21 protein-coding genes are annotated in these 22,277 nt (G+C 28.5%); 20 read left to right on the forward strand and 1 reads right to left on the reverse strand.

All coding sequences use genetic code 11. The features are described 5' to 3' along the window. Window positions 1-6: 6 nt before the first annotated feature. From INR60_RS08230 to INR60_RS08325, 20 genes are all read left to right on the forward strand, one after another. A complete protein-coding gene (locus tag INR60_RS08230; protein ID WP_194191036.1) occupies window positions 7-1,467 on the forward strand; it encodes a lipopolysaccharide biosynthesis protein in 1,461 nt (486 codons plus the stop codon). Further along, window positions 1,468-2,175: a WbqC family protein gene (locus INR60_RS08235; protein ID WP_194191037.1), complete on the forward strand. Its 708-nt coding sequence runs from the start codon at window positions 1,468-1,470 to the stop codon at window positions 2,173-2,175. A gap of 2 nt (window positions 2,176-2,177) precedes the next feature. Then, window positions 2,178-3,134, forward strand: coding sequence for a hypothetical protein (locus tag INR60_RS08240; RefSeq protein ID WP_194191038.1), 957 nt, complete (start codon window positions 2,178-2,180; stop codon window positions 3,132-3,134). Window positions 3,135-3,151: 17 nt separating this feature from the next. After that, the gene (locus INR60_RS08245) at window positions 3,152-4,150 is read left to right on the forward strand and encodes an NAD-dependent epimerase/dehydratase family protein (RefSeq protein WP_194191039.1); all 999 of its coding nucleotides are present in this window, start codon (window positions 3,152-3,154) and stop codon (window positions 4,148-4,150) included. 1 nt (window position 4,151) lies between these two features. Continuing rightward, the gene (locus tag INR60_RS08250; RefSeq protein WP_194191040.1) at window positions 4,152-5,258 is read left to right on the forward strand and encodes a DegT/DnrJ/EryC1/StrS family aminotransferase; all 1,107 of its coding nucleotides are present in this window, start codon (window positions 4,152-4,154) and stop codon (window positions 5,256-5,258) included. A gap of 471 nt (window positions 5,259-5,729) precedes the next feature. Further along, on the forward strand, window positions 5,730-6,437 hold the full coding sequence (locus INR60_RS08255) for a YveK family protein (protein ID WP_194191041.1): 708 nt from the start codon (window positions 5,730-5,732) through the stop codon (window positions 6,435-6,437). Window positions 6,438-6,445: 8 nt separating this feature from the next. Next, on the forward strand, window positions 6,446-7,096 hold the full coding sequence (locus tag INR60_RS08260) for a CpsD/CapB family tyrosine-protein kinase (RefSeq protein ID WP_194191042.1): 651 nt from the start codon (window positions 6,446-6,448) through the stop codon (window positions 7,094-7,096). Window positions 7,097-7,106: 10 nt separating this feature from the next. Then, window positions 7,107-7,868, forward strand: a complete 762-nt coding sequence (locus tag INR60_RS08265) for a tyrosine-protein phosphatase (RefSeq protein WP_194191043.1) — start codon at window positions 7,107-7,109, stop codon at window positions 7,866-7,868. 18 nt (window positions 7,869-7,886) lie between these two features. Continuing rightward, window positions 7,887-9,761, forward strand: a complete 1,875-nt coding sequence (locus tag INR60_RS08270) for a polysaccharide biosynthesis protein (RefSeq protein ID WP_194191044.1) — start codon at window positions 7,887-7,889, stop codon at window positions 9,759-9,761. Window positions 9,762-9,770: 9 nt separating this feature from the next. After that, a complete protein-coding gene (locus tag INR60_RS08275; RefSeq protein WP_194191045.1) occupies window positions 9,771-10,340 on the forward strand; it encodes a sugar transferase in 570 nt (189 codons plus the stop codon). A gap of 14 nt (window positions 10,341-10,354) precedes the next feature. Continuing rightward, window positions 10,355-11,149 carry an NAD-dependent epimerase/dehydratase family protein gene (locus INR60_RS08280; RefSeq protein WP_194191046.1) on the forward strand — a complete coding sequence of 265 codons (795 nt, stop codon included), beginning with the start codon at window positions 10,355-10,357 and terminating at the stop codon, window positions 11,147-11,149. A gap of 18 nt (window positions 11,150-11,167) precedes the next feature. After that, entirely contained in the window at window positions 11,168-11,944 is a 777-nt protein-coding gene (locus INR60_RS08285) for a glycosyltransferase family 2 protein (RefSeq protein ID WP_194191047.1), read from the forward strand. A gap of 29 nt (window positions 11,945-11,973) precedes the next feature. After that, window positions 11,974-12,576 carry a DapH/DapD/GlmU-related protein gene (locus INR60_RS08290; RefSeq protein ID WP_194191048.1) on the forward strand — a complete coding sequence of 201 codons (603 nt, stop codon included), beginning with the start codon at window positions 11,974-11,976 and terminating at the stop codon, window positions 12,574-12,576. 23 nt (window positions 12,577-12,599) lie between these two features. Continuing rightward, window positions 12,600-13,769 carry a glycosyltransferase gene (locus INR60_RS08295; protein WP_194191049.1) on the forward strand — a complete coding sequence of 390 codons (1,170 nt, stop codon included), beginning with the start codon at window positions 12,600-12,602 and terminating at the stop codon, window positions 13,767-13,769. 452 nt (window positions 13,770-14,221) lie between these two features. Next, entirely contained in the window at window positions 14,222-15,187 is a 966-nt protein-coding gene (locus INR60_RS08300; protein ID WP_194191050.1) for a GT-D fold domain-containing glycosyltransferase, read from the forward strand. 109 nt (window positions 15,188-15,296) lie between these two features. Then, entirely contained in the window at window positions 15,297-16,586 is a 1,290-nt protein-coding gene (locus tag INR60_RS08305) for a hypothetical protein (RefSeq protein ID WP_194191051.1), read from the forward strand. An 89-nt stretch (window positions 16,587-16,675) separates the two neighbouring features. Further along, window positions 16,676-17,914, forward strand: coding sequence for an oligosaccharide flippase family protein (locus INR60_RS08310; protein WP_194191052.1), 1,239 nt, complete (start codon window positions 16,676-16,678; stop codon window positions 17,912-17,914). Window positions 17,915-17,991: 77 nt separating this feature from the next. Further along, window positions 17,992-19,161, forward strand: coding sequence for a nucleotide sugar dehydrogenase (locus tag INR60_RS08315; RefSeq protein WP_194191053.1), 1,170 nt, complete (start codon window positions 17,992-17,994; stop codon window positions 19,159-19,161). A gap of 17 nt (window positions 19,162-19,178) precedes the next feature. After that, window positions 19,179-20,156 carry an SDR family NAD(P)-dependent oxidoreductase gene (locus INR60_RS08320; protein WP_194191054.1) on the forward strand — a complete coding sequence of 326 codons (978 nt, stop codon included), beginning with the start codon at window positions 19,179-19,181 and terminating at the stop codon, window positions 20,154-20,156. A gap of 32 nt (window positions 20,157-20,188) precedes the next feature. Further along, entirely contained in the window at window positions 20,189-21,130 is a 942-nt protein-coding gene (locus INR60_RS08325) for an LCP family protein (protein WP_194191055.1), read from the forward strand. 33 nt (window positions 21,131-21,163) lie between these two features. Here INR60_RS08325 and INR60_RS08330 read toward each other — a convergent pair whose 3' ends face one another. Next, entirely contained in the window at window positions 21,164-22,168 is a 1,005-nt protein-coding gene (locus INR60_RS08330; protein WP_194191056.1) for an LCP family protein, read from the reverse strand. Between the last annotated feature and the right edge of the window lie 109 nt (window positions 22,169-22,277).

A 22,277-nucleotide genomic window follows, 5' to 3' on the forward strand; every position in this document is an offset into this window, starting at 1 on the left:
TAATATATGAATAATATTGAAATTAAGCAAAAAGTAGTTAAGTCATTAATTTGGAAATTAATGGAAAGAGGTGGGAGTCAAGGGATACAGTTTATTGTACAAATATTTTTGGCTAGATTGTTGTCGCCTGATGATTATGGAATTATAGCTATAATAGCAATTTTTATTACTATTGCTAATGTATTTGTTCAGAATGGGTTTAACACCGCATTAATTCAAGATAAAGAAACTACTGAAGAGGATTTTTCATCAGTTTTTTATATTAGTATAATAGTAGCTACTATATTATACGCAGTATTATTTTTTACTGCACCAATAATCTCGAAATTTTATGGGATAGAGTTATTAACACCTGTAATAAGGGTATTAGCAATTACTCTATTTTTTGGAGCATATAACTCTATACAAAATGCAATAATAGCAAGAAATATGCAATTTAAATTATTATTTTTCAGTAGCTTAGGTTCAATTTTGATTTCAGGAGCTATTGGGATAGCCATGGCTTATGCTGGATTTGGTGTTTGGGCGTTGGTTGCACAACAATTAAGTAGTCAAATAATGATAAGTGTAATATTAACATTTATATTAAGATGGAAACCGAAGTTAGTATTCAACGTGAAGAGAATAATTAAGCTTTTTGATTACGGTTGGAAAATACTTGTGTCATCGCTTATAGACACGTTTTACATGAATTTAAGAAGTTTGATTATAGGTAAAATATATGATCCATCAATATTAGGTTACTATAATAGGGGAGATCAATTTCCACAAATAATAGTTTCAAACCTAAACGGTTCAATTCAATCAGTTATGCTTCCAGCATTATCGTCAGAGCAAGACAATAAAGAAAGAGTTAAAGTTATGGTTAGAAGAGCCATAGTAACCAGCTCATTTATTGTTTTTCCAATGATGATAGGACTTTCAGTAGTTGCTGAACCGGTAGTTCATATTTTATTGACAGATAAATGGTTACCATGTGTACCTTTTTTACAAATTTTTTGTTTATCTTATGCTTTGTGGCCTATACATACAGCAAACTTACAAGCTATTAATGCTTTAGGGCATAGTGAAATATATTTAAAGTTAGAAGTAATAAAAAAAATATTAGGCACAATAATATTAGTTATTACTATGTTTTTAGGGGTGTATGCTATAGCAATAGGAACTCTAATAAGTGGAATAATATCAACATTTGTTAATGCATACCCAAATAAAAAATTGTTGAATTATGGATATATAGAACAGATAAAAGATATACTACCATCATTAGCTTTATCAATAATAATGGGTGGAGCTGTATACGGAATTAAATTTTTAGGATTAGGACATACAATTACTTTAATAGTACAGGTTATTTTGGGAGCTATAATTTATATAGCATTAGCTAAAATATTTAAACTAGATTGCTTTGAATATTTAATAGAAATTTTTAAAGGTTTAATTTCAAGAAAGAAAAGAGGTAAATAAATGAAGTTAGGAATAATGCAACCATACTTTTTTCCTTATATAGGATACTGGCAGTTACTTAATGCAGTTGATAAGTATGTAATATATGATGACGTTAACTTTATCAAAGGGGGATGGATTAATAGAAATAAAATTTTAATGAATGGTGAAGCAAAAATGTTTAACGTTCAAATGCAAGGTGCAAGTCCTAATAAATTGATAAATGAAATAGAAGTTTCAACAAATGAACAAGGGCAAAAAAAATTATTAAGATCAATTGAAAATAATTATAGAAAGGCTCCTTACTTTAAAGATGTATATAACATCTTAGAAGAAATAATAATGAGTAAGGAAGCAAATTTAGCTAAATATTTAGAAAACTCTATAAAGAAAGTTTGTGAATACTTAGAAATTAAAACAGAAATTATAATCTCATCTTCTATTGAGAAAGATAATAATTTAAGAGCAGAAGAAAAAGTAATAGAAATTTGCAAAAAAATTGGGGCAACAGAGTATTACAATGCTGTTGGTGGTCAAGAATTATATTCTTATGATGATTTTAAAAATAATGGAATAACTCTTAAGTTTTTAAAAACAAACGATATAAAATATAATCAGTTTAATAATGAATTCATTTCTAACTTATCAATTGTTGACGTTTTAATGTTTAATTCAAAAGAAAAAATTATGACTATGTTAGATGACTATAACATTATCCAGGAGAATTAAAGATGAAAGAAATAGGCGGTTATTTTGAACTTGAACAATTAATAAGCAATGAATATTATAACAATATGATAAGATTAAATAGCGGAAGAAATTCACTCATCTATATATTAAAATCAAGAAATATAAAAAAAGTATATTTACCTTATTTTTTATGTGATTCAGTATCTAAAAAGGTAATAAAAGAAGGCTATAAAGTAGACTATTATAAAATAGATAAAGAATTTAATCCTGTATTTAGTAAAGAGCTTAAGGAAGATGAGTATCTGTATATAGTAAATTTCTATGGACAAATAAATAATAATAGATTAATAGAGTATGAAAAAAAATATAAAAATATAATTATAGATAATACACATGCTTTTTACCAAGATCCTATATTTGATATAGATACTTTATATTCTTGTAGAAAATTTTTTGGAGTACCAGATGGTGCTTATCTTCATACTAACTCAAAATTAAATCAATCTTTAGAAATTGATAATTCAAAAGATAGAATAAAGCATTTAGTAGGAAGATTAGGTGGTAGTGCATCAGAGTTTTACAATGATTTTCAAGAAAGTGATGAGAATTTTGAGGATGAAAAACTAAAAGAAATGTCTAATTTCACTAAGAATATTCTTGGGGCAATAGATTATAAAAAAGTAAAAGAAATTAGAAATGAAAATTACAAATTTTTATTTGAGAATTTGAACAAAATAAACGAACTAAAAGTTAATTTAGTAGAGGGACCATTTGCATATCCATTATTAATAAAAAATGGAGAGAAAATAAGAAAAAGATTAATAGATAATAAAATATATATTTCAATGCTATGGCCAAATGTCCCAGATCAGGTTGAAGAAGATAGTGTAGAGTATAGATATTCTAAAAATATTCTTCCAATACCATGTGATCAAAGATATAATTTAAATGATATGGAATATATCTTAAATATATTAAAAGGGTTAATAGATAATTAATTTTGGAGGTTGATTTCATGAAAAAGAAAATAATAATTTTTGGTGCTACAGGTAATGTCGGATCATACTTAACTAAATATTGTACTGAGTATTTTAACTCAGATGAATATGAGATTATTGCTAGTGGAAGAAGAAGTGCAAATGTATTTGAGGATTTAGGGATTAAATATGTTCAAGTCGATATAACTAAAGAAGAAGATTTTGAAAGATTGCCTAAGGAAAATGTACATGCTGTAATGTTATTAGCAGCTAAGATACCATCATATATGGATGACTACAATCCAAGAGATTACATAGAATCAAATGTAATAGGAGCTTTTAATGTATTAGAGTATTGTAGAAAGACTAAAGCAGATAGAATTTTGTATACTCAAACTGTATTTGATATTTCACTACACGCTAAAGAAGGTGTTGTGTTAAAGCCAGATTTAGACAGAAACTTTAGTTATACAGGTGATCATGCTGTATATGTAATATCAAAAAATACTGCTTTAGAGTTAATAGAGCATTATCACCAAGAGTTTGGTTTAAAGAAATTCATTTTTAGATTACCTACAATATATAACTATAGTCCATTCCAATACTATTATCCAAATGGTAAAAAGACAATGAGACCGCTTTATCAAATGATAAACAAAGCTAAAAATAGTGAGCCAATAGAGTTATGGGGAGATCCTAATTATTCAAAGGATATGGTTCACGTATATGATTTTAGCCAAATGTTATGTAAAGCTATTGAAGCAGATAGAGAAGAAGGTTTTTACAATATTGGAACAGGTATCCCAGTTACTCTTAAAGAGCAAATAGAGGCTATTATAGAAGTCTTTTCTCCAGAGGATAATAAGTCAGAAATAATTTATAGACCTGAAAAAATAAGTTCAGGTGGATTTTTAATGGATGTTACAAATGCTAAAGAAGAATTAGGATATGAGCCTAAATATACTGTTAAAGATTTATTTGAAGATTATAAAAAAGAGATGGAACTTAATAGATTCAAAGAGTTAAGAGGGGAATAAGATGAGTTCAGAAGAAAAAACAATTTTAGTTGCACGTTCTTCTATGCCAAATTTTGAAGAATATATAGAAGAGATAAGAGAAATATGGGACTCTCATTGGTTAACAAATATGGGAGTTAAACATAAGGAATTAGAAAAAGAACTAATGAAGTATATGGATGTTGATAATGTAAATTTATTTACTAATGGGCATTTAGCACTTGAGAGTGCAATAGCGGCATTAGATTTAAAAGGAGAAGTTATAACAACTCCATTTACTTTTGCATCAACTACTCATGCTATAGTTAGGAATGGATTAACTCCAGTTTTTTGTGATATAAATCCAGAGGATTATACTATTGATGTAAATAAAATTGAAGAGCTAATTACAGATAAAACTTGTGCTATAGTTCCAGTACATGTTTATGGTAATATATGCGATTTTAAAGAAATTGATAGAATAGCTAAAAAATATAATCTTAAAGTTATATATGATGCAGCACATGCGTTTGCAATTAAAATAAATGGTGAAAGTGTTTCTAAACTTGGAGATGCATCAATGTTCAGTTTTCACGCAACTAAAGTATTTAATACAATTGAGGGTGGAGCTGTAATTTTGAAGGATAAAAATCTAAAACAAAGATTAGATTATTTAAAGAATTTTGGAATTACTGGTCCGGATACTATTGAATATATAGGTGGGAATGCTAAAATGAATGAATTCCAAGCAGCTATGGGAATTTGTAACTTAAAACATTTAGATGAAGAAATACAGAAAAGAAAAGTAGTTGCAGAAGAGTACAACAGAAGATTAAAAGGTATAGAAGGAATTAAATTAAGTAATAGAAGAATTAATTCAACTGAAAACTATGCTTACTATCCAGTTTTTTTTGATGGTTTCAAATTAACTAGAGATGAAGTTTTTGAAAAGCTTAAAGAACATAATATAATAGCTAGAAAATACTTCTATCCACTTATAAATAGTCATGAATGCTATAAATCAAAATTTGATTGTGGGAGTACTCCTATAGCAGAAAAAATAGCTGATGGAGTTATTACACTTCCTCTATATGCTGGTTTAAGTTTAGAAGATGCAAATAGAATCTGTGATATAATTTTAGAAGATTAGTATAGTAAAGGCTGATTTCAATGTGGAATCAGCCTTTAAAAACTTAAAAATTATGAAGGGGTTAATTAAGAATGGATGTGGATATATAGGAAGTTATATAACAATAGAACATTTTATACAAGATGATGAAATTATATAATTTTCGAACTGGTAAAATGAGGTATAAAAGAAATTATTAATAAAAGGTAAAGATTTAATGAAAAAAACTCGATAATAAATTAAAAATAAAAAAGCTAAGAAAAAGACTTAGCTTTTTTTGTTTGCAAATTATGTATGATAAAAGGTAATTAAAGTCGAAAAAATCATTTTTTTATAAAAATTTAAAATTATAATAAAAATTAACAAAAATAAATTAGAAAATTAAATTTTTTAATAGAAAATACAAAAATTTCAAGAAAAACTTAAGTAATGGTGTTAAAATTATTATTGGCTTTAATTGGTTTTGATTTAGTCAGAGATGGAGGAATTTTAATGAACGAAGAAAATATCAATATTAGCGAAATAATTGATTCCCTGAAAAAAAGGTGGAAGATGATAGTTTTAATAACTCTTCTTTTCACTTTAGCTTCAGGATTAATCAGTTTATTTGTAATTAAGCCTGAATACAAGGCTACGACGAAATTATTTATAGGAAAACAAGAAAATAATAATCAAGATTATAATAGTAATGATGTAATGATGTATCAAAAGTTAATAAGTACTTATTCAGAGGTTATTAAAACTGATGATTTAATATCTAAATCCTTAACAAAATCTCATATAGATAGAGAGTCTAAGAAAGTTTTAGAAAAATTAGTAGTCACTCCTAGAGCTGACACTCAAATCTTAGAAATTTCATACGAAGATACAGACCCGTATACTGCAAAAAATGTAGTCACTTCAGTAACAGATGAATTTATAAAATATAGTAAAACTCTTATTAAAAATGGTAACGTTCAAATAATTCAAAAAGCTCAGGTGCCAGAAGAACCTGTAAGTCCTAATAAAAAGCTTAATATAGCTATAGCATTTATCTTAGGGTTAATGGTAAGTATAGGACTAGCTTTACTTTTAGAATTTATGGATAACACTTTTAAAACTAAAGAAGAGTTAGAAAAGATTATAGGGTTACCAGTTATAGGAGTAATTCCAGAAATGAGTGAAAAAGATATTAAAAGAAGTAGCAAGAAAAGAAGGTAGGGTAGAGTATGTTAATAGTTGAAGCACAACCAAAGTCAATCTCAGCAGAGAAATACAGAGTATTAAGAACTAACATTCAATACTCTTCTATAGATAAAGAAATAAGAAGGATAGTAGTAACTAGCGCAGAACCAGGTGAAGGTAAATCTACTACAGCTGGAAACTTAGCCTTAGCCTTCTCTCAGGATAATAAAAAAGTTTTATTAATAGATTGCGATTTAAGAAAACCTAGTGTACATAAGAAGTTTAAGCTATCTAACACTCTAGGGTTATCTGATGTAATCATAAATAAAGAAAAGATACAAGAAGCCATTCAAGAAAGAAATGAAAACTTAGACGTTCTTTCAGCTGGAAAGTTACCTCCAAACCCTTCAGAACTTTTAGGGTCAGTAACTATGGATAAGCTTTTAGAATATTTTGAGACTATTTATGACGTAATAATACTAGATAGTCCTCCGCTTCACGCTGTTACTGACGCTCAGATTCTTTCAAAGAAATCTGACGGTTTAGTTTTAGTAGTTAGAGCTGAAAGGACTAAAAAAGATTCAGTACTAGCTGCGAAGGCACTTTTAGAAAAGGTAAATGCACCGATTCTAGGAGTAGTATTAAATGGTGGAGAAAGCACTAAAGAGAAGTATTATTACTATTACGGACATTAAGGAGGAAGTTATGATAGATATTCATTCACACATCCTTCCGGGAATAGATGACGGAGCTAAGAAGCTATCAGACTCTTTAGAGATGATAAAGAGAAGCTTCAGTGAGGGAAGTACGCATTTAGTTGCGACCCCTCACTACAAAAAAGGACATTTTGAAGTTACATATGATGAAGTTAAAGAAATAGTAAAAGGGATAAATAAATTAATAGACGAAGAAAACCTAAAGGGTAAGGTATACGCAGGGCAAGAGATTTATTTTACTGAAGAGTTATTAGAACTTTATAAAAAAGGCATTATAGGGACTATTAATAACAGTCGTTATATGCTTATAGAGTTCTCTATGAGTAAGATAGATAAGCAAGAAGCATTGGATTGTATGTACGAACTTAACCTTTTAGGAATAACACCTATAGTAGCACATCCTGAAAGGTATAGAGACGTTATGAAAGACCCTAGTTTTCTTAATGACTTCATCGACGAAGGGTGTCTTTTTCAGCTTAACGTCGGAAGTCTTAGGGGAGATTTCGGAAAGGAAGTTAAAAAGACTGCTGAAAAACTCTCAAAGCACAGAATATATAGCTTTGTAGGATCGGATGCACATAATAATATTAATAGAGTTACAGGGATTAAAGACGGGATAGAAGAATTAAACTCTATCTATAAAAATTATTGGAAGATACTTCAAAAGAATTCAATAGATTTAATAGAGAATTCAGAGATAGAATTCGAAGGAGAAATTATAAAGACTAAGAAAAAATTTATATTTTTCTAATTTAAGGGGACGGTGTTAATGGATAAAATAAGAAAAGCGAGAGTGCCTATTTTAATAATAGCGGATATTATTTTTATAAACTTAGCTTTTATATTCGGGTTTATAGTAAGGTTTGATTTTGATATTCCTAAAGAATATATAGTTAGCTATTTCAAATTAGTACCAATTTTCATTATAATATATATAATTTTTTTATATATATTTAAAATGTATAGAACTCTTTGGAGTAACGCCAGTATAGATGAGTTTGTCAAAGGCTTATTTGCTTGCACTATAGCAGGTATTATAACAGTAGGTTTAAATAATATACTAACAGATAGGTTACCTAACAGTATAGTAATCTTAAGTAGCGCACTGATATATTTAATGGTAGTAGGCTTAAGATTATCTTATAGAATCTATAGAAGACTAGCTATATACGGAAGTGTAAAGGTTAAAAAGGCAAGTCAAAGGGTTTTAGTAATAGGGGCTGGAGCTTGCGGGCATATGGTTATAAACGAGATGTATAAAAACAAGCAGATTCATATGAGACCTGTTGCTATTATAGATGACGATAAAAATAAACTAGGGAAATACCTTCAAGGGGTAAAAGTTGTAGGAGACAGGAACGATATCGAAAAAGTAGTTGAAGATTTAAATATAGATACTATAATTATTGCTATTTCTAGTACTTCAGCTAAAAATAAAAAAGAAATAATAGAAGAGTGTCAAAAGACTTCAGCAAAGATAAAAATAATACCTGGAGTCTACGAGATAATGGGAGGAAAAATCTCACTATCAAAAATGAGAGACGTAGATTTAAAAGATCTTTTAGGGAGAGAAGAAGTAGAACTTGATAAAATCGGGGTTTCAAGCTATTTAGAAGGTAAGACTGTACTAGTAACTGGAGGAGGAGGGTCTATAGGGTCTGAGCTTTGCAGGCAAATAGCGAACTTTAAACCTAAGAAACTTTTAATCTTAGATATCTACGAAAATAGTGCTTACGATATTCAAAACGAACTAATAATGAACTATAAAGATTTAGATCTTTTTACAATAATAGCATCAGTTAGGGATAAAAAAAGAATAAGAAAAATATTTAAAGAATATAACCCTGATGTAGTTTTTCACGCAGCTGCGCATAAACACGTACCACTTATGGAAGATAACTCAGAGGAAGCTATTAAAAATAACGTTGTCGGAACGCTTAACGTTTGTGAGGCTTGTGATGAGTTTAATGTAGATAAATTCGTACTGATTTCGACAGATAAAGCAGTAAATCCTACAAATATTATGGGAGCGACTAAAAGGCTTTGTGAAATGATAGTACAAGCTATGAATAAAAAGAGTAAAACTGATTATGTTGCAGTAAGGTTTGGAAACGTACTAGGAAGTAACGGGTCGGTAATACCACTTTTTAAGAATCAAATCAAAAATGGAGGACCGGTAACTTTAACTCATAAAGAGATTATAAGGTATTTTATGCTTATTCCAGAAGCAGCGCAACTTGTACTTCAAGCAGGATCTTATGCAAAAGGTGGAGAGATATTTGTACTTGATATGGGAGAACCAGTTAAGATATACGATTTAGCAAAGAAACTTATAAGACTATCAGGATTTGAGCCTGAAAAGGATATAAAAATTAAAGTTACAGGTCTTCGCCCTGGTGAAAAGTTATATGAAGAATTGCTTATGGATGGTGAACTTACGGAAACAGAAAATAAAAAAATATTTATTGGAGCACCTTCAGACTTTGAAATTCAGCAGTTAAGGTGTGAGATTAAAGAGCTCCTATTTGTTGCAGTTAACGGAGATCGAGAATCGTTAAAGGATAGAATGAAGGAAGTTGTTCCAACATATAAAGAACCAGAAGAGTTAAATAAGAAAGAAGTATTCGAAAGTATTACGGGTTAGGAGTAGGTTATGAAAAGAATTTTTGATTTTATAATGAGCTTATTAGCGATTATAGTTTTTTTACCAATAATAATTATAATAAGTGTAATTATTAAATTAACATCTTCGGGACCTATATTTTTTAAACAAAGACGTATAGGTAAGGATAATATTGAATTTAATATATTAAAATTTAGAACTATGAGGATTGATACGCCAAATGTTGCAACGCATCTATTAGAAAATCCCGAACAATGGATAACTCCAATAGGTAAGTTCTTAAGGAAAACAAGTTTAGATGAGTTACCACAACTTATAAATATTATAGAAGGTGATATGAGTATAGTAGGGCCAAGACCAGCTCTTTATAATCAAGAAGATTTAAAAGAGATGAGAACAGAATATGGAATTGAGAAGTTAGTTCCAGGACTTACAGGATGGGCTCAAATAAACGGAAGAGATGAGATTCATTTAAAAGATAAAGTTGAACTAGATAAATTTTATTTAGATAATAAAACTTTCTTTTTTGATATAAAAATAATTTGGATGACGGTATTAAGCGTTATTAAAGGTAGTGGAGTTCAAGAGGGGAAGCATTAAAAGCAGGTGAAAGAATGAAAAATATACTTATTACAGGTGCGAATAGTTATGTAGGAACAAGTTTTGAGAGATGGATATATCAATATGGTGATGGATATAAAGTAGATACTATTGATGTGAAAAATGATAGTTGGAGGCAGCAATCATTTCTTGGATATGATGTTATATTAAATGTAGCAGGTATTGTGCACCTTAATTCCAAGAAAATCGATGAGAGTTTATACTATAAAGTTAATAAAGATTTAGCTATTGAAATAGCTGAAAAAGCTAAGTCCGAATGTGTAAACCAGTTTATACAAATGAGCACAATGGCAATATACGGACTAGAGGGCAGGATAGATGAAGAAGTTATTATTGATGAAAATACAGAATTTAATCCTACATCAACTTATGGGAAGAGCAAATTACTTGCAGAAGAAGAACTAAATCGGTTAAATTGTTTGAATTTTAAAGTAGTTATCTTAAGACCTCCTATGATTTATGGGCCCAATTGTCCAGGAAATTATGCTAGATTAAAAAAATTAGCTCTGAAAACACCAATATTTCCAATGATTGAGAATAAACGTAGCATGTTGGATATTGATAGATTATGCCAATATATAAAAGAATATGTAGATTGTGAAATTCATGGTGTTTTTCTGCCACAAGATGATGAGTATACAAACACAAGTATGTTAGTTAAGAGGTTAGCAGAAGAAAATGGGAGAAGAGTTTATTTATCAGAGGCTATTGGATTAATGATAAAGTTAATAGGTAAAAGATCCAATGTAATAAATAAAGTTTTTGGAAATTTAATATATAAAAGATAGAGATAGGGGTATGTAGTAATGAAGCATATAGATTTAAGTTTAGCAATTGTTACTTATAACAATTCTAGAATAATAGAGGATACTGTAAGGAGTATAGTAAGTAATATCCCAGAGGAATATAGTTATCAATTATATATAATTGATAATAACTCTACAGATAATACAGTCGAGTTAGTAAAGGATATTAAAGGAAATATTGAGGTTGTTGAGCTAGGGGTAAATAAAGGATTTGGACATGGACATAATGCTATAATCGATGTAGTTAATTCGAGGTATCACTTTGTAGTAAATCCAGATATAACAATTGAAAATAGTGATCAAATTAGAATTATGGTTGAGTATTTTGAGGAAAATAAAGATGTGGGAATGTTATCACCTCTAATTTTAAGTCAAGATTTATCTATTCAATACCTATGTAAAACAAATCCTACGGTTTTTGATATGTTAATTAGGAGAGTATCGCCTAATTTATTAAAGAAAAGACAAGATAAATATATAATGAAAGAAACAGGTTATGACAAAATTATGCAGTTAGAGTATGCATCAGGGTCATTCATGATTTTTAGAACTGACATTTATAAAAAAATAAAAGGATTTGATGAATCATTCTTTATGTATTTAGAAGATGCAGATATTACGAGAAGGGTTAATCAAATTTCTAAAGCAATATTTTTTCCAAATGCTAGAGTAATTCATGCATGGGAAAGGAGTAGCCATAAAAGTTTTAAATATGCGAAAATTACAATACAGTCAATGATAGTATATTTTAAAAAATGGGGATGGAAACTTATTTAATAGTATAAAGAAATTAAAAGGAGAATCACATGAAAAATAGTTATGGTATAAGTGAAATATTAAAAAATATTTTTTCTTTAATATACACTAAATTATGCTTTAAAGATGCTAGATTAATTAGAAGGCCGGTCTATGTTAGAGGAAAAAAATTTTTTTCTTATGGAAAAGGATTTACAACTGGATATAATTGTAGGATTGAGATATTTGATACCGGATTAGGAAATTCTAAAAAACTAATAATCGGTGAAAATTGCAAGATAGGAGATTATGTGCATATAGCAGCAGGTGAAAATGTTATTATAGGAGATAACTGTTTGATGGCTTCTAAAATATATATAAGCGATATTAACCATGGGGATTATTCAGGAGAATTTGAATATTCATCACCTACTATTCCTCCAGATTCAAGAAGTCTTTATACTAAACCTGTAAAAATAGGGAACAATGTGTGGATTGGTGAGAATGCATGTGTTTTACCAGGCGTTATGATAGGTGATGGATGTATAGTAGGTGCAAATTCTATTGTAAATAAAAATATCCCGAACAATTCTATTGTAGCAGGTTCTCCGGCCGAAATTATTAAGAAATATAATTTCGAACTTAAAAAATGGGAAAGAATAAATAAAAACTAAAAGCAAAGTAGGGTTGGTAAAATATGGTTGGATTATTTAGTTTTGATGGACCTATGTATAGAGATATAAATGGAGTATATTGTAATACTACAATAACATCAGAGATGTTTTCTAGATATTTTAGGGTAGTGGATAAATTAGTAGTAGTAATAAGAACATACCATTTAGATAAAACTTATGAAGAGGCAGCCTTAAAAAAGGTAGATTTAGAAGGTCTAGAGTTTGTTGAAATAGGGAACTTAAATTCATTAAAGGGATTTTTCTTTGAAAAGAAAAAATATAAGAAAATAATATTAGAACAAGTTGGGCAAGCTGATTTAATATTCGCAAGGATGCCAAGCACTGTTAGCGATATAACTATTAAAGCAGCAAGAAAAACAAATAAAAAGTATATGGTTGAAGTTGGAGGATGCGCTTGGGATGCATTTTGGAATCATAGTTTTTTAGGGAAAATTATTGCTCCATATATGTTTCTAAATGAGAAAAAAGGTGTGAGAAATGCTAGTTTTGCATCTTATGTTACAGAAAGATGGTTACAACGTAGATATCCTTGTGACTGTCAATCTATAGCGGCTTCGAATGTTTATTTGAATTTACTTAGAGATAGCGTTTTAGATAAAAGATTAGAAAAAATAAGAACAAAAGATAAAAAAGATGTTTTTATTATTGGAACAACTGCGGCTGTAAATGTAAAATATAAAGGGCAAGAATATGTCATTAAAGCAATATATGAATTAAACAAAAAGGGATATAATTTTGAATATGAATTAGTCGGAGGTGGAGATACAACTTATTTGAAGGAAATAGTAGATAAATTAGATCTTAATGATAAAGTACGGTTTAAAGGATTATTGTTACATGAAGATGTATTTGATTGGTTAGATTCAATTGATATATATGCTCAACCTAGTAAGCAAGAAGGATTACCTCGAGCATTAATTGAAGCATTAAGTAGGGCATGTCCAGCAATAGGATCAACAACTGCTGGAATTCCAGAGTTATTACAAGAAGAAGTTATATTTAATAATGGAAATGTTAAAGATATATGTAATATATTGGAGAGGTTAGCTTCAGCGAATATGATGGAATATGCAAAGAAGAATTTTAAAAAAGCTCATGAATTTGAATTATCACATTTGGATGAGAAAAGAAATACATTATATGATTCATATAAAAGATTCATTCAACATTAAATTTATAAATAAACTAGTGACAATCATAGTGGGAAGTATAATATAAAAATTGTATATAGTTACTTTCGAGTAATATCAATAACATAATCTAAATGATTAAGTTCGTTATGTGGACTTAAATTATTATAAGGGTATTGATGCAAAAATTATAATATGTAATTCATAAAGTAGAACTATAAGAGCTAGGGAACTACTTTCGTAACTAAAGATAACTCTATATTAGGATTTTGATATACTGGTTAAACTATACATAAATGTTCAACAAATCCTATGAGGGATGTTTAAGTAGAATTTGGTTAGAAATAAAATTAGTATAATGTATAAAATCTTAATTTAATATAAAGTCATGGGGGCGTTGTTTTATTGAGGGAAATTTATTAAATTTTAAAATATATAGAACTTTTAGAATAATGTAAAAACATTATTCTAACATTTAATAAGGAGGGGTGAAAATGAATAAAAACTCAAGTCTTATAAAGATAAAATATAAGCTTATAAATAGAAAAATAGGAAAAATAATACTTAAGATTTATCATTATACTGTTTCGGTTCCACTTGTGAAAATGAACTCATTAAGATTTTACTTTATAAAAGATAAAATTAAACCTATTGAGTTTTACTCAATGGAGGATACATTTAATATGTTAACATTTCAGAATAAATCATTATGTAGATTTGGAGATGGAGAAATATCATGGATGTATAGAGATTCAAAAGGATATTTTGGGCAAGAAAATTCTGAAGAACTAAGTAGGCGATTAAAAGAAGTATTTAATTCAAATTCTGAATGGGTTTTAATAGGAATTCCAGATTTTTTTGGTAATATGGATCAATATTCTAAAAAAAGAATAGAATCAAGAAATGCGCATTTAGCTAAGTACTACAAGCGATGGATGGATTTAGTGAACGAAGACAATAGATATGTAGATGCGCTGATTACTAGAGTATATAATGGACGTAAAAGTAATGATAGTGAACTTATATTTAGAAAGTGGAAGGAAGTTTGGAAGGGGAAAAATGTAGTTATTATAGAAGGAAACAAAACAAGGTTTGGTGTAGGCAACGATTTGTTAAGGAGTGCTAAAAGCATAAAAAGAATTATAGCACCAGCAGAAAATGCGTTTAAGAAATATGAGAAGATATATAAGGTTACAAAAAAATATTTTGATAACGAGGTAATATTTCTTATTGCACTAGGTCCAACGGCGACTATTTTGGCTTACGATTTGGGGAAAGAAGGATATCAAGCTATAGATATTGGGCATTTAGACATTGAATATGAATGGTATTTATCAGGTGCAAGTAAAAAAGAGGCTGTAGCAGGGAAATATGTTAATGAAGTTGGAGGTGCTCCACAGATTGAAATTGAGGAAGAAAAATTGATTAAATATAATTCGGAAATAGTCGACTACATATAATTTATATGTTTATAGTTAAATTTACTAGAATTATATAAGTAATAAAGTTAATTATGATGTAGATAATATTGCTAATTATAATTAAATATAGAAGGTGAAAGAGAGACATATGAAAATAAATAGTTTAGACATAAAGCTTAAAAACACATTAACTATGTATAGTGATGTTATAGTATCGGTTTTAGCTTTTTTGATCATATTTTTATTAGATAATTCGAGTCAATCATTAGGTTATTTAGGGATGTGTATAATTTTCATTTCACTATATCAACTTATAAAAGTTAGAGAGAGTACGGAACTCTTAGTCTTATTTGGTTTAATAACATATATAAATTTGTCAGTTTCAATTGGAGATTTACTACAAATAGGACAATCATTAGGTCAAGAAACTTTAAGTTGGCAGATGGCAGTTAGGTTATCAGAATATAATGCAATAGGTGCAAAATGTATACTGGCTATAATGGCTGTATTAAACATAATGATTAATAGTAAATACTTAAAAAAAATACGTTCAACGGTAAATGAACCAATAATTAAAAAAGAGAATGACTATATATTTTATATAGGATTAGTAGTTCTAATTATATTTTGGTACTTTGGATATGGATCGACAAGAGGAAGTACCTATAATAGTAATACACAAACAATATATGAATATTGCTTAGTTATTTTTATTGTTGTATGGTTTTATAGTGGGAATTCTAAGGTGAAAAAGAGTTATATGTATTTATATGCATTTATATATATATTACAAGCTCTTATAAGGGGAGATCGTTCATCTGCATTTCCGATGATAGTAATAATATTTTTAATACAAAATTATAGATTGAATTTAAAGAGATTAAGCTTTCTTGCTATAGGGGGGATATTTGCTTCTAATATTATATCGATATATAGATTATCATATTCATTCTCAGCTATGAAAGATTTATATTTATCTAAATATGGAATGACAGCGTTTTTATCAGATACAGTATCTCAATCCTATTATACAGGAATTAGTATAGCAAATGTACATGATTTAATACCAAATACTTCAACTTATTTTTTAGATTTCTTAGGTGGAATATTGATGGGTGGAGGTTTTAGAAATGCAGATGTTGGTGCGGTTGCATATAATTATTTGTTAAATAAAGGTGGAGGATTTTATTTTTCGTGGTTTTATTTTTGGTTTGGTTTTGTAGGTGTAATTTGTGCAGGTGTATTATTAGGATATATTATTAGAAAATTATTCGCAAGCTCCAATAATTATATAAGACTATATAAGTTAGTACTTGTTGCTATGTGTTTTAGATGGTATCTGTATACTCCGTTTGTTCTATTTAGGTCAATATTGTTTGTATTTAGTATGCTTTTATTTATAAGTTTTTTAGTAGAGAAGCTAACAGCAAAAAAGTAGACTTAAGATTATAGAAAATTTAAGTATAAAAAGTATTGAATACTATTACTAAGTCGGTCAATAAATTCAAATTGAAAGTTGTGGGTAGAATGTTTAATAAAAGAAATGAATATTTAATATCAGTAGCTACAAAAATTATTTTTGTTGGACTGTCATTCATAAATTCTATTTTAATAAATCGTTATTTAGGTCCAACATTAAAAGGAGAATATGCTTATATATTAAATATATCAAATATAGTAACAATAATAATTGGGTTTAACATTGCATCTTCATTGCCATATTTTATGAAGAAATATGGACAAGATGTTAAACAAAAAATTATAAATATAATATATTTCCAGGGGATTATATATTTCTTAGCTGGAATGGTAGCTATTTTCTGGTTAAATAATAAAACACCAATATATGTAATAATTATAAGCATAATATTACAATTCGGTAATCAAATAGATTTTGTAAGCCTAGTATCAAATATAAATAATAGAAACAAAATAGTTCTTATTACATCTGTAGTATACACGTTTATGCTATCAGTAAGTTTTTTTATGACTAATCATAATATAGAATTACTGATATGTATTTTAATGATTTATAATATTCTTAAAACGATATTACTTGTTTTAAGCTATAAATTGATACCTAGAAGAGAAGGCAATAAAATTATTTCTTTAAGAAATGTGGTTAAATTCAGCATTTTCCCTATGATTACGGCTCTACTTACTACGTTTAACTATAATATAGATATAATTTTATTAAAATCTTTTGTATCAGATAGTGAAATTGGAATTTATAGTGTAGGGGTAACATTAGCTTCAATGTTATGGGTAATCCCAGATGCATTTAAGGAAGTATTATTTAGCAAAACTTCAAAAAGCGATCCAATAAAACAAATAGTGATGAGTATTAAAATTAATGTATATATAAGTATTATTATTATTTTAGGGTTTGTTTGTTTAGGAAAGGGTTTTGTTTCATTATTTTATGGAGAAAGTTATGTGAGTTCATATGGAGTTTCTGCAATATTATTAGTTGGGACAATACCTATGATATTTTTCAAGATAATTAACACCCAATATTTAGCGATAGGTAAACAAAGATTTAGTTTCTATGTTCTTGCTAGCTCAGTAATAATGAATGTAATAATGAATTATATAACCATACCATTATATGGAATAAAAGGGGCGGCATTATCTTCAGTTGTTTCATATTTACTATGCGGAATAATAATGATTTTTTCATTTAAGAATAAGTATAATTTAAAATTAGGTGATTTTATTATAATAAAGAGAGAAGAAATAGGTAACATAAAAAAGATGATAAAGTAAAATCGTAAAACCATAAAATAAATAGATAGTATATCTATTTCAGGGATAATAATATAGAAAAAGGAAGGAAATATAGTATGACTAAAATAGCAGTAGCAGGAACTGGATACGTTGGTTTATCTAATGCAATTTTATTAGCACAAAATAATGAAGTTATAGCACTAGATATTATTCAAGAAAAGGTTGATATGATAAATGATAAAGTATCCCCGATAGTGGATAAGGAGATACAAGAGTATTTAAGCAAGAAAGAATTAAATTTAGTGGCAACAACAGATGCGTTTAAAGCTTTTAAAAATGCGGAGTTTGTTATAGTATCAACACCAACAAATTATGATCCAGACTTGAATTACTTTAATACAAGAACTGTTGAAGCAGTTATAGCAAATGTCTTATCTATAAATCCAGATGCGACTATGGTTATAAAATCAACAGTACCAGTTGGATACACTAAGAAAGTTAGAGAAATGTTTGATACAGATAATATAATTTTTTCACCTGAGTTTTTAAGAGAGGGAAGAGCTTTATATGATAACTTATATCCATCTAGAATAATAGTTGGTGAGCAGTCAGAAAGAGCAGAAAAATTTGCAAATGTTTTAAAAGAAGGGGCAATTAAAAAAGATATTCCAGTATTATTCACTAATAGTACTGAGGCTGAAGCAGTTAAACTTTTTTCTAACACTTACCTAGCATTAAGGGTAGCATATTTCAATGAATTAGACACATATGCTGAACTTAGAGGATTGGATACTAAGCAAATAATAGAAGGAGTAGGACTTGATCCAAGAATAGGAACTCATTACAATAATCCTTCTTTCGGATATGGAGGATACTGTTTACCAAAAGATACAAAGCAACTTAGAGCAAATTATGATGACGTACCAAACAATATAATAAGTGCAATAGTTGATGCTAATAGGACACGTAAAGATCATATAGCAGATCAAATTATAAAGAAGGAGCCTAAAACTGTTGGTATTTATAGGTTAACAATGAAAACAGATTCAGATAATTTTAGAGCATCATCAATTCAAGGGATAATGAAAAGAGTAAAGTCAAAGGGAATAGAAGTTGTTGTTTATGAACCAAGTTTAAAGGAAGATAATTTCTTTAACTCAAAGGTTATTAAAGAGTTAGAAGAATTTAAAGAAGTTTGTGATGTTATAGTATCAAATAGATTATCAAAAGATTTATTTGACGTAGAAGAAAAAGTTTATACTAGAGATTTATTTAATAGAGACTAGATATAAGGAGTGAAATTATGAGAAATATATTAATTACAGGCGGAGCAGGATTCATAGGTTCTCACTTAAGTGAGAGATTATTAAAAGAGGGAAATAAAGTTTTTATTATTGATAACTTTAACGATTATTATGACCCAAATATAAAAAGAAATAATGTAGAAGAAGTTAAAAAAACATGTTTAGAAAATAATATATCATCAGAAAACTATATAGTATTTGAAGGTGATATTAGAGATAATAATTTTCTAAAAGAGGTATTTACTAATAAAATAGATTCAATAATGCATTTAGCTGCAATGGCTGGAGTAAGACCTTCGATAGAAGACCCTACGTTATATTATGATGTTAATATAACAGGTACTGTTAACATTTTAGAGAGATGTAGAGAAAATAATGTAAAACAGTTTGTTTATGCATCAAGTTCATCAGTATACGGCAATAATGAGAAAGTCCCATTTGCTGAAGTTGATAGAGTAGACAATCCTATATCTCCATATGCAGCTACAAAAAAAAGTGGGGAGCTTTTGTGTCACACATATCATCATTTATTTGATATGAATATAGCTTGCTTAAGATTTTTTACAGTGTATGGGCCAAGACAAAGACCAGATTTGGCAATAAATAAATTTACAAGATTAATATTAGAAGATAAAGAAATACCATTTTATGGAGATGGTACTACTTCAAGAGATTATACTTATGTAGAAGATATAGTTGAAGGAATAGTTTCTAGTATTAATTATGTAAATAGAGATGAAAGCGTATTTGAAATATTTAATATAGGGGGAGATAAGACAGTTTCATTAACAGAAATGGTAGAAATAATTGAAGATGTGTTAGGAAAGAAAGCTAAGATAAACAGATTACCAATGCAACCAGGAGATGTAAATAGAACATGCGCTGATATTAGTTATTCAAAGAAAATGTTAGGATATAATCCTAAAACTACCTTTAAAGAAGGAATAAAAAAATTTATTGCCTGGAAACTTAAATAAAAGGTAATATTTTGGAGAGACGGTGGTAAACTTTGAGAAATAACAGTAAACTTAAGATTATAATACTGATTACAATTGCAATAATAGCCTTGACAATAGGCGGAGGATTTTTCTATATAAATTCTAAGCTTAATAAGGTTGAAAAGGTAGAAATAAACAAGGATAATCTATCCATAGATCAAAGTATAGAAAATGATAAAGAAAAGTCAAAAATAAAGAATATTGCGTTGTTTGGGATAGATGCACCTCAAGGTAAAGTCGGAAGATCCGATTCTGTTATGGTACTTACTATTGATGAAAAAAATAAGAAATTAAAATTAACTTCAATAATGAGGGATTCATATGTTAATATTCCAGGGCATGGAGATGATAAATTAACTCATGCGTACGCCTTTGGAGGCCCTGAGCTAGCTATTAAAACTCTTAATGAAAATTATAAACTTAATATTAAAGATTTTATGGCAGTTAACTTTACGTCTATGCCAGAAATAATTGATAAATTAGGTGGAGTAGAGATAGATATCACTAAAGAGGAAATATCTCATATTTCAGGAGTAACTCATCCGGGAAAACAAAACTTAAATGGCGAAGAGGCGCTTGCTTATTCTAGAATAAGGCATGCCACTGGGGGAGATTATCAAAGAACTAACAGGCAAAGAACAGTATTAGATGCTATATTTAATAAGGTTAAAAATATAAGCATCACAGAAATACCAGGGTTTATAGATAGCTTCTTACCTTACGTAAAGACTAATATGTCAAGTTCTGAATTAATAGGACTTGCTACTGATGTAATTCCTTTAATGAGTAATGGATTAGAATCAGCTAGATTCCCTTTAAACGGTTATTGTGAAGGAAAGATAATAAACAAGGTTTGGTATCTTGTCTTTGATAGAAAGACTACCTTAAAACAGATTCAAGATTATATTTATGAAAATAAAGCATTACCAGAACATAGTAATGATAATACTTAAATAAAAAATGCATCTCCTTCGAGATGCATTTTTTTAGTCTTCAAATATAAATTTGTGCATATTATTAGTTACAGCTTCTTTATTAATTACTTGATAGTAAACTCCTTTAATCATTTCGCCGTGCCCGTTTTCATCACTTGGGAACATCTTTTGTTCCATAGTGCTAACGTTCATTCCTAATATGTCTGTTCCTATTCCTAAAAGCTCTGTAGAAGACATATTAGTATCTACTAAAGGAAGTAGTTCACTTAAAAGTCCAGGAAGCTTAGTAGGCGATGTTTTTATAAGTTTTGAGAATAATGCTTCCAAAACGTTTCTTTGTCTTGAAGTTCTCATTTGATCTCCGCCGTCGTATCTAATTCTAGAATAAGCAGTAGCTTGAATTCCGTTTAGGTTTTGCATTCCAGTAGAAGTCACATGACTTGCACTAGTACCATTTATTTTATTTAACTCGTCTATATAGAAGTTTATATATTTTAAATCTCCGTTAGTTATACTAATATCTACTCCACCAAGTTCGTTTATAATCTTTGGCATTGAACTAAAGTTAACAGTAACGAACTTATCTATATTTAGATCAAAGTTAGTATTTAAAGTATTTATAGCAAGTTCTGGTCCGCCGTAAGCGTAAGCGTGAGTAAGTTTAGTTTTGCCGTGACCTTTAACGTCTACGTAACTATCTCTCATAAGAGAAGAAAGCTTAAGTTTATTATGCTTTTTATCTATAGTTAAAATCATTACAGCATCAGAACGACCAGGCTGCCCTTTAGGGGCATCTATTCCGAATAATGCTATGTTTGTAAAATCTTTAGTATCGTACTTTTGATCTAAATCAGAATTCATTCCTAAGTTTTCTTTATTTAAATCGACTTTATTAGTTTTACTTAAAAGGTAGAAAGCATATCCTCCACCTGCAACTATAATAGCTATAAGAGCTATTAAAACTCCTAATAAAACTTTTTTGGTAGTTGACATTTTTCTTTTAGGTTTCTTGTTTGCAGATCTTTTATTTGAAGTATCTACGTTAGAATCTCTCATAATTTGTCCTCCTTAAAATTATTCCAAACTATATTTTAACACTTGAAAAGGATTAATATATTTCTAAAAAATTAAATCCTTTAATATTTTAACAGTTTTTATAATAGAA

It is taken from the genome of Clostridium chrysemydis (assembly GCF_015234215.1).
Lineage (GTDB): Bacteria > Bacillota > Clostridia > Clostridiales > Clostridiaceae > Clostridium > Clostridium chrysemydis.

Bases quoted from the DNA above. Each gene is read 5' to 3' on its own strand.
- INR60_RS08285 (WP_194191047.1), top strand. From the start codon at position 11,168: ATGAAGCATATAGATTTAAGTTTAGCAATTGTTACTTATAACAATTCT.
- INR60_RS08270 (WP_194191044.1), top strand. From the start codon at position 7,887: ATGGATAAAATAAGAAAAGCGAGAGTGCCTATTTTAATAATAGCGGAT.
- INR60_RS08230 (WP_194191036.1), top strand. From the start codon at position 7: ATGAATAATATTGAAATTAAGCAAAAAGTAGTTAAGTCATTAATTTGG.
- INR60_RS08250 (WP_194191040.1), top strand. From the start codon at position 4,152: ATGAGTTCAGAAGAAAAAACAATTTTAGTTGCACGTTCTTCTATGCCA.
- INR60_RS08275 (WP_194191045.1), top strand. From the start codon at position 9,771: ATGAAAAGAATTTTTGATTTTATAATGAGCTTATTAGCGATTATAGTT.
- INR60_RS08280 (WP_194191046.1), top strand. From the start codon at position 10,355: ATGAAAAATATACTTATTACAGGTGCGAATAGTTATGTAGGAACAAGT.
- INR60_RS08320 (WP_194191054.1), top strand. From the start codon at position 19,179: ATGAGAAATATATTAATTACAGGCGGAGCAGGATTCATAGGTTCTCAC.
- INR60_RS08295 (WP_194191049.1), top strand. From the start codon at position 12,600: ATGGTTGGATTATTTAGTTTTGATGGACCTATGTATAGAGATATAAAT.
- INR60_RS08305 (WP_194191051.1), top strand. From the start codon at position 15,297: ATGAAAATAAATAGTTTAGACATAAAGCTTAAAAACACATTAACTATG.
- INR60_RS08310 (WP_194191052.1), top strand. From the start codon at position 16,676: ATGTTTAATAAAAGAAATGAATATTTAATATCAGTAGCTACAAAAATT.
- INR60_RS08245 (WP_194191039.1), top strand. From the start codon at position 3,152: ATGAAAAAGAAAATAATAATTTTTGGTGCTACAGGTAATGTCGGATCA.
- INR60_RS08315 (WP_194191053.1), top strand. From the start codon at position 17,992: ATGACTAAAATAGCAGTAGCAGGAACTGGATACGTTGGTTTATCTAAT.
- INR60_RS08300 (WP_194191050.1), top strand. From the start codon at position 14,222: ATGAATAAAAACTCAAGTCTTATAAAGATAAAATATAAGCTTATAAAT.
- INR60_RS08240 (WP_194191038.1), top strand. From the start codon at position 2,178: ATGAAAGAAATAGGCGGTTATTTTGAACTTGAACAATTAATAAGCAAT.
- INR60_RS08265 (WP_194191043.1), top strand. From the start codon at position 7,107: ATGATAGATATTCATTCACACATCCTTCCGGGAATAGATGACGGAGCT.
- INR60_RS08235 (WP_194191037.1), top strand. From the start codon at position 1,468: ATGAAGTTAGGAATAATGCAACCATACTTTTTTCCTTATATAGGATAC.
- INR60_RS08255 (WP_194191041.1), top strand. From the start codon at position 5,730: ATGAACGAAGAAAATATCAATATTAGCGAAATAATTGATTCCCTGAAA.
- INR60_RS08260 (WP_194191042.1), top strand. From the start codon at position 6,446: ATGTTAATAGTTGAAGCACAACCAAAGTCAATCTCAGCAGAGAAATAC.
- INR60_RS08290 (WP_194191048.1), top strand. From the start codon at position 11,974: ATGAAAAATAGTTATGGTATAAGTGAAATATTAAAAAATATTTTTTCT.
- INR60_RS08330 (WP_194191056.1), bottom strand. From the start codon at position 22,168: ATGAGAGATTCTAACGTAGATACTTCAAATAAAAGATCTGCAAACAAG.